This window comes from Ottowia sp., assembly GCF_047975795.1.
GTDB lineage: Bacteria > Pseudomonadota > Gammaproteobacteria > Burkholderiales > Burkholderiaceae_C > Ottowia.
Genome location: NZ_JBKEEE010000022.1, coordinates 32,447 through 46,361, shown reverse-complemented (window position 1 = coordinate 46,361; position 13,915 = coordinate 32,447). Strand labels below are relative to the sequence as shown.

Sequence of the window (13,915 nt, the reverse complement as noted above, 5' to 3'; positions counted from 1 at the left end):
CCAGCGACATTGGGGTCGAATCCAGTTCTGCCTATTTTTTGGGCAGCCTTGGCTTGTTTTGATCATTTTTGGTCGTTTTATCCCTCTTTTTGACCCTTTTGGGGCCTTTTTCTCACGCTCTGGCCATCTGCGGGCGTACTTGGCTCTTTGATGGGATCTGCTTGTAGAAGGCATCAACCCCATCTTCCAGGAACCGGGCCAAGCGTTTGAGGTTGTAGCACGCAGCCACCATCGTCATGGCCACGGTGGCTCTGGCCTGTCCAATGGTGCGGATGAGCTTGTAGCCGTGGTAGGCCTTGCCGTGTTTCTTGGTGTGGCTGGCATCCAGGTCTTTTTGACGGCGCTTGGCTGCGCTCCAGTCTTCTGGTGTCTGGCCTTGATCGAGCTGCTCTTTGTCGCTCTTGCTCAAGTGCTGGATGGGCGCTGAGCCCCAAGCTGGCGTCGATGGCCTGGCCACCTCGGGCGATGTAGCCGTGCTGACTCAGTTGGCTGTCCACGCCCTGGAAGATGGCGGTGGCCCCATCGACGCCGATGCGCTGCGCAAACTGCCAGATGGTGTTGCGGTCGGGCACGTTGGCTGAGCTTCCAAGCAAGCAAAAGCGCTTGAAACTCATGCGATCGAGCAGCTGGTATTCGACTTGTTCGTCCGAGAGGTTGTACAGGCGCTTCAAGATCAGGATGCGCACCATCACCTGGGTGGGCTGCGGTGGGCGTCCGCCTTTGGCACCGTCGGTGCGGGCAAACAAGCCATCGATCAGGCCCGCCAGATGCTCAAAGTCGATGTGCCGCGCGATCAGCTCAAGGGGATCGCCCAAGCTCTCGATCTTGCGCCTGTGGGCGTCATCGGCAAACAGGTCGAACTTCAGGGCGCTACGCGGCTGGGGCATGATGCGGGGGGCAGTGTTTCAAATAGACCGAGGTTGGAGGGTGGGGGTTTTTAGAGGCTCCCAATGCTGCTATGTGATTGATCACTGTATTGTTGTCTATGGACGACATTCGCGCACATGCTTGTGATGCCTGTGCTGCCGCTACCATCGCCGCATGGCCAAAGACAAGTCGATCTACATCTGCAACGAGTGCGGTGCCAGCAGCGCGCGCTGGCTGGGCAAGTGCCCGGGTTGCGGGGCGTGGAACACGCTGGTGGAGACGATAGCTGAACCCGCTGCGGCAGGAGGCAAGAACCGGTTGGGTGCCAGCTTTGCGGCGCTGGTGCCGCCTGCCGGTGTGCGGCCGCTGGCTGAGATCGAGGCGGTGGACGTGGCGCGCACGCCTACCGGGCAGGGCGAGCTGGACCGCGTGCTGGGCGGTGGCATTGTGCAAGGCCAGGTGGTGCTGATCGGCGGTGACCCGGGCATTGGCAAATCAACTTTGTTGTTGCAGGCTCTGGATGCTTTGCAACGTACGCAGCGTGGGGGCGATACCCTGGCCGCTGGGCCGCTCCCAAGGCAGGGTGCGGCCCCCTCGGGGGGCAGCGCAGCAGGCGAAGCCGCGCAGCGTGGGAGCTCCATGTTGTACGTCACCGGAGAGGAAAGCGGCGCCCAGGTGGCGCTGAGGGCCAAACGCCTGGGCATCACCGGCTCGCAGGTGGCGGTGCTGGCTGAGATTCAACTGGAAAAAATTCTGGCTACGCTGGGCCAGCAGCAACCGGCGGTGGCGGTGATCGACTCGATCCAGACGGTGTACAGCGACCAGCTCACCAGCGCGCCCGGCAGCGTGGCGCAGGTGCGCGAGTGCGCCGCGCACCTGACGCGCTGGGCCAAGGCCAGCGGCTGCGCCGTGGTGCTGGTGGGCCATGTGACCAAAGACGGCCAATTGGCTGGCCCGCGTGTGCTCGAGCACATGGTGGACACGGTGCTGTACTTCGAGGGCGACACGCATTCGTCTTTTCGCCTGATACGCGCCATCAAGAACCGCTTTGGCGCCGTCAACGAAATCGGCGTGTTCGCCATGACCGAGCGTGGCCTGAAGGGTGTGAGCAACCCGAGCGCGATTTTTTTGAGCCAGCACGCGCAGCCGGTGCCGGGCAGCTGCGTGTTGGTCACGCTGGAGGGCACGCGGCCGATGCTGGTGGAGATTCAGGCTCTGGTCGACACCGGCGGCCCCAGCCCGCGGCGGCTGTCGGTGGGGCTGGAGCGCGACCGCCTGGCGATGCTGCTAGCGGTGCTGCACCAGCACGCGGGCGTGGCCACGGGTGATCAGGACGTGTTCGTCAACGCCGTGGGCGGCGTGCGCATCAGCGAGCCAGCGGCCGACCTGGCGGTGTTGCTGGCCATCACCAGCAGCCTGCGCGGCAAGGCGCTGCCCAAAGGCTTCATCGCGTTTGGCGAAGTGGGACTGGCGGGCGAGGTGCGCCCCGCGCCACGCGGGCAAGAGCGGCTGAAAGAAGCGGCCAAGCTGGGTTTCAGCGTGGCCGTGGTGCCCAAGGCCAACGCGCCCAAAAAGAGCGACAAGGCTTTTGAAGGGCTGACGATCCACGCCGTCGAGCGGGTGGATGAGGCCATGGCGCTGCTGCGCGGGCTGGATGCGTGATAGGCCGGACAGAGGTTCACCATTGCAGTTGGCCGCTTGGTTCTTCTTGAAAGCCGCATCAATACACCACTTTCTGCTTTTTCCCACGCTCACCCTGGAGGTCAAGGCGCACCGCACCCATTAGCACCCACTGGCACTGCGCTCGCCGCGCCATGCGGCGTTGCTCGTTCTTGCAGGCAGCAAAAAAGCCCGCAGCGTCCTCGCGCCTTGCCTGGCACGCCGATCACAGCACCATCGGATGCGTCCAACTGCCGGATCCAGATTGAAAAGAATGATTTTGATAGTTGATGGGGCTTTTGGAATGGGCGTTAATGGCAGGTTTGACGCTTAAAAAAGCAGCGCGTTAACCCATGTTCCATCGCGCCTGGACTGCGCGCACACCTGTTTTACGCGCGCACCTGTCCGTAGCCCCAGGCCAGCCAGGGCATCAGTGCCTGCAAGTCGCTTTGTTCCACCGTGGCCCCGCACCAGATGCGCAGCCCGGGCGGAGCGTCTTTGTACGAGCCGATGTCGAAGGCCACGCCTTCGGTTTCCAGCAACTGCGCCAGCGCACGCACGCGTTCGGCGGGCAAGTCGAGCCGCAGGCACACGCTGGTGCTGGAGCGCGTGTCGGGTGTGGCGGCGAGAAAATCAATCCAATCGTGGGCGGCCACAAAGTCTTCCACCGCGCGCAAATTGGCCTGGCTGCGGGCGATGGTGCCCGCCACGCCGCCGATGTGGTCGCACCAGGTGAGCGCGTCCAGATAGTCGGCCACGCACAGCATGCTGGGGGTGTTGATGGTGTCGCCGCGAAACAGCGCTTCGTTGAGTTGGCCGCCGCTGGTCATGCGGAAAATTTTAGGCAGCGGCCAGGGTGGGGTGTAGCTTTGCAGCCGCTGCACGGCGCGGGGGCTGAGGATCAGCATGCCGTGTGCGCCTTCGCCGCCCAGTACTTTCTGCCATGAGTAGGTGATCACATCCAGTTTGGGCCACGGCAAATCCATGGCAAACACGGCGCTGGTGGCGTCACAAATGGTCAGACCCTGGCGGCCTGCGGCAATCCAGTCGCCGTGGGGCACGCGCACGCCGCTGGTGGTGCCGTTCCAGGTGAACACCACGTCGCGGCTGAAGTCCACCTGGCCCAGATCGGGCAGGTGGCCGTAGTCGGCTTCAAGCTGGCGCACATCGCCCAGTTTGAGTTGGGTGCGCACGTCGTTCACCCAGCCCGCGCCAAACGACTCCCACGCCAGCATGTCCACGCCGCGCGGGCCAAGCAGCGACCACAGCGCCATTTCTACCGCGCCGGTGTCGGATGCGGGCACCACGGCCACGCGGTAGTCGGCGGGCAGTTTGAGCAGGCGCGCGGTTTCGCTGCACGCCAGACCCAGCAGCTTTTTGCCCAGCGCCGAACGGTGCGAGCGGCCCAGGGCCGACACATCCAGCTGCGCCACGTCGTAGCCGGGGCGCTTGGCGCAGGGGCCGGAAGAAAAGTGCGGAATGCGGGGGCGAACAGTAGGGCGAGCAGTAGGGCGAACAGAGGGTAGAGCAGAAGGTGGTGCAGTGGGGCGGGACATGGCAGGCAGCCTGAGTGGCAAAGCAAAAATCGGAGTCTAGGTGATCCGGGCCTGGCTGGCCGCTCAGCCCTTGTCTGATGGTGCGGGGTGAGCAGGCTGGGGCTGCTCGATGTTTTGCAATAGAGGTGCCATCGCACACAACCATGTTTCCAGCAAAACCTCGTTCTTGAGCTTGTCGGGGTTGGCGCTGAAGGGCAAGGCCATGCCGCGCAGCATGCTCAAGCACAAATCCAGCATCGGGCCGCGCACCGGGTCGTGGATGTCAAAGCCGAGCAGGGCGCGCTCGATGCGCACGCGGGTGGGGCGAAAGCGCTCCAGCCCTTGGCGCATGCGCGCGCCCAGCGCTTCATCACCCCGGGCGGTAAGCATCAGTTCCACCACCGCCAGATAACGCGGGTGATTGAAGGCAGTGCGCCAGTAATAGCGGATGTAGTTGGCCAGCCGGTCAGGGCCTTCGTTAGGATGCAGGTTGCGGTAGCAGGCTTCGTGCCACTCGAAAATCAGCGCCTCGAACGCCGCGCCCATCAGTTCGGTCTTGCTGGGGAAGTGGTGCGTCAGCGCGCCGTTGGACACCCCTGCCCGGCGCGCCATCATGGTGGTAGACACCTGCTCGTAACCCCGCTCGGACAGCAAGTCGAGGGCGGCGTTCATCAGGCGTTGGCGCGTTTCAGCGCTGCGCGCTTCTTGTGTGCGGCGAGGGAGTGTCGGCGTGTTTTTTGCGGCGGAATCAGGCAAAGTGAAAGTGTCCTGCAATGTGGTGGCGCAAGAGCCAGCGCGTACTCAAGCATGGGCCTGGATGATCTGCCTCTGGGCAGTCTGCCATGCTGGCAAGGCGGGTGCAGCAGTTCATGGCGGTGGTGGCCCTAATAGCTCAGCGGCTGGGCGTCGTGCGCATCCCATGCCACGTCTACCGCAGCGCCTGGTTGCAGATCAGGGATGCCTGAACCCCAGGCCGGTGCCACTGCGCGCAAGGCATGACCATCGAGATCCAACTGGTATTCGATCTGCGCGCCCATGAACGCCACATCCGTGACCAGCGCCTGCATGCCGCCCATGGGCGGGCCAATGGCAATGGCTTCCGGGCGAATCGCCAGTACCGTGGCGCTGGCCCCATTCTGGTAAGGGTTGGCGCAAGGCAGGCGCATGCCTTTTTGGCTGCGAAACAGCCCTGCACCCATATATTCACCTGGAATCAGATTGCAGTGCCCCACGGAGCAGGCCACATGCGCATCGCCAGGGTAGCGGTACAGCGCATCCACCGCACCCACCTGCCGCACCCGTCCACCGGCCATGACTACCAGCCGGTTGGCCACCGGCAGTACGTCGCAGGCGTTATCAGCCACCATGATGATGGTGGGCTTGATCTCACGCCGGATGTGGCGCAAGCAGGCTTGCAATCGCACCATCTCGCTGGCGCAACCCAGCATCGCGCACATGTCCAGCAGCACCATGGCGGTCGTTTGCAACAAGGCGCATGCCAGCGCCACACGCTGGTATTGGTCGGCATTCAGCGATGCCATGGGCGTTTTTGCATAAGGCATCAATTCGAGCAGATGCAACAAGTGTTCTGTGTCGGGGGGCTGGTTTTCGGTGGCAAGGCGGGCAGCACGCAGGTGGTCGATGACGTGGCATTCCCCCATGCTGGCGTCACGCGGCTTCAGGGCCACAAAAGGCCGCTGATCCGGCGGGCACGCGGTGATGTCTTCGCTGCCCCACAAAATACGGCCTGATCTGGCTTGCAACTGACCGGTCAGCACGCGCAGCAAAGACTGCTTGCCGCAGCCTGGCGGGCCTATGACGGCCACCACTTCCTGGGGCTTGACCGTGAAGGTGACTGAATCCAGCACGGTCATGCCCGCCATTTGGGCGCTGATGGCTTCGATGAAAAGTGTGTTCATGACATGGCCCCATGTAATAGCGTGCAGCACACCAACCCTATGGCTGAGGCAGCCCTGCAAGCTCTGAACAACAAGCGTTGCGAGGTGCAGCCAACACTGGGGTGTGGACATGCCTCTTGACTTAAGAGCGTGTTCAACGTCTCTGCGCGGGTGTGTGGGCGCTGCCTCGGGCGGTCTGCTGCGTTGCAAATCCATCCCAATCCGCATCCCACACCCTTCACGCTGAGATTTTCAACACGCTCTAAGAAATCGGTGCATCGCCCACCAGGCGTCAGGCTAGTGGGTTTGGATTGATATTAAGAAACAGAACAACCCTTTTGTAAATAGGGCAAGAAATACCGTTGCTTGATAAAGAAGGCAGGCACTGGGTTGGTTGGGGTTTCAATCAAACGGCAGATGAGGCCACCAAGGTGCGGCCGTCATTGGCCGGGTGCGTCAGCCTACGCCAGCAATTGTTCAAGCGCTTGTTGATAGCGCATAGCGGTGTTGGCAATTACTTCTGCCGGAAGTGTTGGCGCTGGTGATTTTTTGTTCCACGGTTTACCGTCTATCTGAGCCTGCTCCAGCCAGTCGCGCAGGTACTGCTTGTCAAAGCTGGGCGGGTTAACGCCTTCTTGGTAGCTGTCCGCAGGCCAGTAGCGTGATGAATCGGGTGTGAGTACCTCGTCCATCAGCACCAGTTGGCCTGCGCCGTCCAGGCCGAATTCAAACTTGGTGTCGGCAATGATGATGCCCTTGGTGAACGCCAAGGCGGCGGCCCGTTCGTACAGGCGGAGGCTGGTGTCTCGGATGCGCCCAGCCAGATCAGCACCAATCATTTCCACCGTGCGCTCGAAAGTGATGTTTTCATCATGTTCACCCACCGCCGCTTTGGCTGCGGGGGTGTAAATGGGCTGCGGCAGTTTGCTGGCATTGTTCAGCCCCGCAGGTAGGACCACGCCGCACACCGACTGACTGTCTTGGTACTCTTTCCAGCCGCTTCCCGCCAGATAGCCGCGCACTACGGCCTCAACGGGAATCGGCTGCAAGCGCTGCACCAGCATGGCGCGGCCCGCCACCTGTGCCATTTCGTCCGGCGCGACCACGCTTTCAGGCGCATCGCCGGTCAAATGGTTGGGCACGATGTCGCCCAGTTGCTTGAACCACCACAGCGCCATTTGCGTCAGCAACGCGCCCTTGCCGGGAATCGGCTCGCCCATGATGACGTCGAATGCGCTGATGCGGTCGCTGGCCACCATCAGAATGCGGTCGTCACCCACCGCGTAGTTGTCGCGCACCTTGCCGCGCGCCAGCAAGGGCAGGCTGTGCAAGGCGCTGGTGTGCAGAGGTGAAGTGTGGTTCATGGGGCCGGGATATCTCAGGCGATGGACGCCTGATAGATCGATTCAATCGACTGATCGAGCGTGGTGTTGAACTGCGTATCGGTCTGCTGCGCGCTCAGGCCTTCGGTCAGCGCGCGGCTGAAGCTGGCGATAACACCGGGGTTTTGGGCCAGCAGTGCGTTTGATTCATCGCGGCTGTAGCCGCCCGACAGCGCCACCACGCGCAGCACGTGCGGGTGTTGCGCCAGTTCTGTGTAAAAGCCCGTCACGGTGGGGATGGTCAGTTTGAGCATGACTTTTTGCTCGCCCGCCAGTGCATCGAGTTGTTTGAGGATGGCGGCTTTGAGCAGCGCCTCGGCCTCTTTTTTGTCGGTAGCCTTGATGTTGACTTCAGGCTCGATGATGGGCATCAGGCCCGCCGTCAGAATTTGCTTGCCTACTTCAAACTGCTGGGCCACCACGGCGTTGATGCCCTGGGCGTTGGCGGCGTTGATGACCGAACGCATCTTGGTGCCGAAGATGCCTTTTTGGGCTGCACGCGCCAGCAGCGCATCCAGCTCGGGCATGGGCTTCATCAGTTGCACGCCATTGGCTTCATCGGCCAGACCTTTGTCGACTTTCAGGAACGGCACGACTTGTTTCTTGTTCCACAGATAGGCGGCGGCATCCATGCCATCAAACTGGCGATCCATGGTCATCTCGAACAAGATGGCACCCAGCACGCGCTGGCCGTTGAAGGCGTCGCTGGTGACGATGCGGGTGCGCATGGCATGCACCAGATCAAACATCTCGACATCGCCTGAATATTCAGACTCTTGCACGCCATACAGTTTGAGCGCCTTGGGCGTGCTGCCGCCACTTTGATCCAGCGCCGCGATAAAACCCTTGCCTTGGCGTACTTTGTCGAGTTGTTGCTGATTCACCGTGACTTCCTTTGCTAAGAATGCAGTCGCACGCATGAGGTGCGGCGGTTTTGATTAAAAAAACTGGCGCTGAAGGCGCAACGCGAATTGTAGGCTGCGGGTCTGAGGCAATCTTGCGATGGCTCAGACGATATCGCTGGGTCGCATCACCAGCCAGCCTACCCCGCCCGGCTGATCTTGAGCATGTTGGTGCCGCCGGGTGCGCCCATGGGTTCGCCTGCGGTGATGGCATACACGTCGCCTGACGACACCACGCCCTGGTGTTTGAGGTAAGCCTCGGCCTGCTCCAGCGCGGCGTCGCGTTCGGCGGCGGTATCCATCAGCATGGGGCGCACGTTGCGGTACAGCGCCATCTTGCGCTGGGCGGTGATTTTGGGTGTGAGCGCGTAGATGGGGATGCGCACGCGGTGACGGCTCATCCACAGCGCGGTAGAGCCTGAATCGGTCAGCGCCACGATGGCCTTGGCACCCAGGTGAAAGGCGGTGAACAGCGCGCCCATGGCGATCGACTGGTCAATGCGGTGAAAGGTGGCCCCGCTGAAATCAGCATCCAGCTCTACCGGGTCGTGCTCTTCGGCGGCCTGGCAGATGGCGGCCATTTCGCGCACGGTTTCCAGCGGGTATTTGCCGGCGGCGGTTTCGGCGCTCAGCATCACGGCGTCGGTGCCGTCCAGCACGGCGTTGGCCACGTCGCTCACCTCGGCGCGGGTGGGCACGGGGTTGGCAATCATGCTCTCCATCATTTGCGTGGCGGTGATCACCAGTTTGTCGGCCTGGCGCGCCATGGTGATCATCTTTTTTTGCAGTGCAGGCACCGCAGCGTTGCCTACTTCTACCGCCAAATCGCCACGCGCCACCATGATGCCGTCGCTGGCGGCCATGATCTCGGTCAGCTTGGGGATGGCCTCGGCGCGCTCTATCTTGGCAATCAAGCCTGGCTTGTGGCCCCATTCGGCCCCGGCCACGTTGCACAACTGGCGCGCCATTTCCATGTCGGTGGCGTTTTTGGGAAAGCTCACCGCGACGTAATCGGCCTTGAGGCCCATGGCGGTTTTGATATCGTCCATGTCCTTGGCCGTCAGCGCCGGTGCCGTCAGGCCGCCTCCCTGCTTGTTGATGCCCTTGTTGTTCGACAGCTCGCCACCCAGCTTGACGGTGGTGTGCACCGCTTGGCCGCGCACCGCATTCACGGTGAGCACGATCAGCCCGTCGTTGAGCAGCAACACATCGCCCGGCTTCACGTCGCGCGGCAGCTCTTTGTAGTCCAGGCCCACCCCCTGCACGTCGCCCGGCTCTTTGCGGCCCGCGTCCAGCACAAAGGGCGCGCCCGGCACCAGCACAACTTTGCCCTCGGCAAACTTGCCCACGCGGATCTTCGGCCCCTGCAAGTCGGCCATGATGGCCACCTCGCGGCCCGCGCGCTCGGCCACTTCGCGCACCAGGCGGGCGCGCTCTATGTGGTCTTGCGCCGTGCCGTGGCTGAAGTTCAGGCGCACCACGTTGACGCCCGCGCGGATCATCTCTTCCAACAAGGCAGGCTCGCTGGACGCAGGCCCTAAGGTGGCAACAATTTTGGTGGCGCGGTAGGTCATATGATTTAAGGCAAAGAGCTGTGGCAGCACAGGATGGTGAGATTTTCGCATTGCTGTGTGACCATGCGTTGAAGCCAAACAATGCCGGGCGTTTGAGGCTCGCCGGTTAAATCAGCCCCTTGCTGGAGCAGGCGCAAAAAAGCCCGCATGGACATGCGGGCTGTAGCGCGAGGTTGTTCGGGCTGAATCAGTGCGCTTGTGTTTCCAGTCGCTTTTGCAGCGCCAATTTGGTGTCGGACAGGGCTTTGGGCAGGCCCTGCTCCAGTTGCGCGAACAGCTCATCGTGCAGGTGAAATTCTTGCTGCCACGCGGCTTTGTCGATGCTGGTGACGGTTTTGAACTGCTCGGGGCTGAAGGCCAGGCCGCTCCAGTTGATTTCGTCATATTGCGGGGTTACGCCGAACATGGTGGGCTGGCCTTGGGCGCGGCCTTCGACGCGGTCAAGCATCCACTTGAGTACGCGCATGTTCTCGCCGTAGCCGGGCCAGACGAACTTGCCGCCCTCGTCTTTGCGGAACCAGTTGACGCAGAAGATGGCGGGCAGCTTGGCACCGGCGGCTTGTAGTTTGGTGCCCACGTTCAGCCAGTGACCAAAGTAGTCGGCCATGTTGTAGCCGCAGAACGGCAGCATGGCGAAGGGGTCGCGCCGCACCACGCCTTGCGCGCCAAAGGCGGCGGCGGTGGTTTCGCTGCCCATGGTGGCGGCCATGTACACGCCTTCGGTCCAGTCGCGCGCTTCGGTCACCAGCGGCACGGTGGTGGAGCGGCGGCCGCCAAAGATGAAGGCGTCAATGGCCACGCCCGCCGGGTCGTCCCAGGCGGCATCGAGCGCGGGATTGTTGGTGGCGGCCACCGTGAAGCGCGCGTTGGGGTGCGCGGCCTTTCGGCCCGCTTTGCCGTCCGCAGGTGTCCAGTCTTTGCCTTGCCAGTCGATCAGATGGTCGGGCAATGTACCCTGGTCTTTTTCCAGGCCCTCCCACCAGACGTCGCCATCGTCGGTCAGCGCGACGTTGGTGAAGATCACATCTTTATGCAGGCTGGCCATGCAGTTGGGGTTGGTGAGCAGGTTGGTGCCGGGGGCAACGCCAAAGTAACCGGCTTCGGGGTTGATGGCGTACAGCTTGCCGTCCGCGCCAGGCTTGATCCAGGCGATGTCGTCGCCGATGGTGGTGACCGTCCAGCCCGCGAAACCTTCGGGCGGCACCAGCATGGAGAAATTGGTCTTGCCGCATGCCGAGGGGAAGGCCGCAGCCACGTGCGATTTTTTGCCCTCGGGCGAGGTCACGCCAAGGATCAGCATGTGCTCGGCCAGCCAGCCCTGGTCTTGCCCCATTTTGGAGGCGATGCGCAGCGCGAAGCATTTTTTGCCCAGCAGCGCATTGCCGCCGTAGCCCGAGCCGTAAGACCAGATTTCGCGCGTTTCGGGGTAGTGCACGATGTACTTCACGTCCGGGTTGCAGGGCCAGGCCGTCTGGTCTTTTTCGCCCGCTGCCAGCGACGCGCCCACAGTGTGCACGCAGGGCACAAATGCGCCGTCTTCGCCCAGCACTTCGATGGCACCCCGGCCCATGCGGGTCATCAGCTTCATGTTGACAGCCACGTAGGCGCTGTCCGACAGCTCGACGCCAATGTGAGCGATCGGGCTGCCCAGCGGCCCCATGCTGAAGGGAATGACGTACATGGTGCGCCCGCGCATGCAGCCGTCGAACAGCGGTTGCAGCTTGGCACGCATTTCTGCTGGAGGTGCCCAGTTGTTGGTGGGGCCGGCGTTTTCTTTTTTCTCGCTGCAAATGAAGGTGCGGTCTTCCACGCGCGCCACGTCTGAAGGGTCTGACCAGGCCAGAAACGAACCGGGACGTTTGGCGGGGTTGAGTTTTTTGAAAGTGCCCGCGTCCACCAGTTGCTGGCACAGGCGGTCATATTCAGCGTCGCTGCCGTCGCACCAGAGCACGTTGTCGGGTTTGCACAGCGCCACCATGTCGCCCACCCAGGCGATCAACTGGGCGTTTTGAACATAGTCGGGCACGTTGAGGTTTTTGACCAGACTGGGGTTGAGTCGGGCGTTCATCGGCAGGGCTCCTAAGTTGAAAAATCGGCTTTCCGAAAACCAAAGGGGGTTTTGGGAAAGCGGACTGCTCTGACCGGAAAGAGCCAAGCGCCCGGTGCGGGGCTTGAAAAGTGGGGGCGGGCCACAGACCTGGTTGGCCCGCCGAGCGGCGCTGGCTACGCCAGCCAAAGTAAGTATGCTTTTATTTTGATAGCTGTCAACGCTTGATGCATATGCGTTAAAGGCGTTTTTCAATATAAATCAGGCCATGGCCACGGCGATGAAGGCCAGCAGAAAAATCAAAATGGCACCGGCCAAGGGCAACACCACCGGGATGTAGCGGGTGACGGCTTCCAGCGGGTCTTGCGAATCGTGGTCTTCTTGAGTATGTGCAGACATGGCGGGCCTTTCATGAACATTCAATGATGACAATCGTATGAAACGGTCATTTTAGCCGTCCAAGGGTGTCACCACTACCGTGCCGCCGCCACCGGCCAAGGGAAGATGGCGCAGGTGGCAGCGCGGGTGATGACGCCGGGCGGTCAGGACGGATCGTGATCTTTGGGTGCGGCGCAGCCCTTGTTACCCAGCAGGCGGTTGACCCAGCAGTTGGCCAGCCGTGCAGCGGCTTCGCGTCCACCCAGGCCAAAGGCCAGCGCCACGGCCACGGCCACGGCACCCAGCGTCAGGCCAAAGGCCAGATTGACGATGTCGTCGGCAATGCCCATGGCACGCAGGCCCATGGCCAGCACGATGCCCAGGATGGCAAAGCGGGCGATCTGGGCCAGCATGGTGGATGTGCCGCTGGCGCGGGTGATGGCCGTGTAAGCCAGATTGGCCAGCATGAAGCCGATGATCAGAATGGCCGAGCCCAGCAGTACGTCGCCTGCGAACTCGATGAAGGTGGTGATCATGTCGCTGAAGCGCACAAAGCCCAACTGGTTGCCTGCTTCGACCACGGCAAACAGCATGGCAAACACCAGCACGATGCGTCCGACCAGCACCGAAGCCGATGTTTTCTCAAACGCATGCTGCACGCCAAGTTTGGCGGGCACGGCGTCCAGCCCCACATTGGCCAGCAAGCTGGCCAGCAGACGGGTGGCAAAGCTGGCCACCATCCAGGTCACGGCCAGAATCAGCCCGGCACCGATGATGTGAGGCACCGAATCCATCAGCAACGCCAGCATGTCGGTGGCTGGGCGTGAAATGGCGTCGATTTTCAGCGCGTCCAGCGCCGCAATCAGCGCCGGGACGAACACCGCAATGAACACCAGCAGACCTGCCAGCCGGGACAGTTGTACCGTCTCGGTCAGCCCGGCCTTGCTGCCCGCCTGGTCAATGCCTGCGGTGCGCAGCAGATTGCTCGTCAGGTTGCGCAAAATGGTGGCCACGATCCAGCCCACGCCCCCCAGCACCAGCGCTACCACGATATTTGGCAAGATGTCGACCGCCTTGGCCGTCATATCTTGCAGCGGCGCAAGCAAGCCTTCCATCTGCAACACGCCCAGCACGGCGGGCACGAACAGCAGAACCACCAGCCAGAACAGCGCCTGGGACAGGCTTTCGCTGATGGGCGACATGTTGGCGTGCTGTGACAGTTTTTCATCCAGTGTGGTTTTGTCCAGCGCCTTTTGCGTCAGCCCGCGCACCAGCGTGGCCAGCAGCCAGGCCAGCAAGGCCAGCAGCAGTGCCGCCAGCAGGCGAGGGGCGTATTCAAACAACTGGGTTGTCAGCGCCGCAAACGATCCCGACACCAAAGCCAGGTTCAGCACGTTGAACACCGCAGCCAGGGTGAGCAAAAGCACCACCCAGAACAGCACCAACGCCACCACCCCTTCGATATCCACGGGTTTGCCGGTAGTGCCCGAAAAGCGTTCGTTCAGCTTGAGCGCGCCCAGGCCCTTGCGGGCACCGGCCTTGACCAGCGCGGCCACCAGCCAGCCGACGACAAAAATCGCCAGCGCGCCCAGCAGTTGCGGGATGTGAACGCCCATCGAACCCTGTAGCGCTTCCCACATGGTCGACCAGTTACTCATTTGCTTACTCCTCTC

Annotated in this window: 10 protein-coding genes and 1 pseudogene; 1 reads left to right on the top strand and 10 read right to left on the bottom strand. The window is 62.2% G+C overall.

Translation table 11 applies throughout. From position 1 onward, the window contains the following. Positions 1 to 112: 112 nt before the first annotated feature. Positions 113 to 887, bottom strand: a pseudogene (locus ACK5NW_RS03150) (transposase). A gap of 154 nt (positions 888 to 1,041) precedes the next feature. Here ACK5NW_RS03150 and radA point away from each other — a divergent pair. Next, complete coding sequence (gene radA / locus ACK5NW_RS03145; RefSeq protein ID WP_416924961.1) at positions 1,042 to 2,529, top strand: DNA repair protein RadA; 1,488 nt, start codon at positions 1,042 to 1,044, stop codon at positions 2,527 to 2,529. A gap of 386 nt (positions 2,530 to 2,915) precedes the next feature. Here the strand turns inward: radA and ACK5NW_RS03140 are convergent, their stop codons facing one another. From ACK5NW_RS03140 to ACK5NW_RS03100, 9 genes are all read right to left on the bottom strand, one after another. After that, the gene (locus ACK5NW_RS03140; protein ID WP_416924959.1) at positions 2,916 to 4,082 is read right to left on the bottom strand and encodes a phosphoserine transaminase; all 1,167 of its coding nucleotides are present in this window, start codon (positions 4,080 to 4,082) and stop codon (positions 2,916 to 2,918) included. Between the two features lie 63 nt (positions 4,083 to 4,145). Further along, entirely contained in the window at positions 4,146 to 4,817 is a 672-nt protein-coding gene (locus ACK5NW_RS03135; protein ID WP_416924957.1) for a TetR/AcrR family transcriptional regulator, read from the bottom strand. 128 nt (positions 4,818 to 4,945) lie between these two features. Beyond that, positions 4,946 to 5,980 carry an ATP-binding cassette domain-containing protein gene (locus tag ACK5NW_RS03130; RefSeq protein WP_416924955.1) on the bottom strand — a complete coding sequence of 345 codons (1,035 nt, stop codon included), beginning with the start codon at positions 5,978 to 5,980 and terminating at the stop codon, positions 4,946 to 4,948. A gap of 440 nt (positions 5,981 to 6,420) precedes the next feature. Then, the gene (locus tag ACK5NW_RS03125; RefSeq protein WP_416924953.1) at positions 6,421 to 7,323 is read right to left on the bottom strand and encodes a phosphoribosylaminoimidazolesuccinocarboxamide synthase; all 903 of its coding nucleotides are present in this window, start codon (positions 7,321 to 7,323) and stop codon (positions 6,421 to 6,423) included. A 14-nt stretch (positions 7,324 to 7,337) separates the two neighbouring features. Beyond that, entirely contained in the window at positions 7,338 to 8,225 is an 888-nt protein-coding gene (locus ACK5NW_RS03120) for a fructose bisphosphate aldolase (protein WP_416924951.1), read from the bottom strand. A 158-nt stretch (positions 8,226 to 8,383) separates the two neighbouring features. Further along, complete coding sequence (gene pyk, locus ACK5NW_RS03115) at positions 8,384 to 9,817, bottom strand: pyruvate kinase (protein WP_416924949.1); 1,434 nt, start codon at positions 9,815 to 9,817, stop codon at positions 8,384 to 8,386. 187 nt (positions 9,818 to 10,004) lie between these two features. After that, positions 10,005 to 11,885, bottom strand: coding sequence for a phosphoenolpyruvate carboxykinase (GTP) (locus tag ACK5NW_RS03110; RefSeq protein WP_416924947.1), 1,881 nt, complete (start codon positions 11,883 to 11,885; stop codon positions 10,005 to 10,007). Between the two features lie 240 nt (positions 11,886 to 12,125). Further along, entirely contained in the window at positions 12,126 to 12,263 is a 138-nt protein-coding gene (locus ACK5NW_RS03105; protein WP_416924945.1) for a hypothetical protein, read from the bottom strand. A 143-nt stretch (positions 12,264 to 12,406) separates the two neighbouring features. Further along, positions 12,407 to 13,900 carry a mechanosensitive ion channel gene (locus ACK5NW_RS03100; RefSeq protein WP_416924943.1) on the bottom strand — a complete coding sequence of 498 codons (1,494 nt, stop codon included), beginning with the start codon at positions 13,898 to 13,900 and terminating at the stop codon, positions 12,407 to 12,409. Between the last annotated feature and the right edge of the window lie 15 nt (positions 13,901 to 13,915).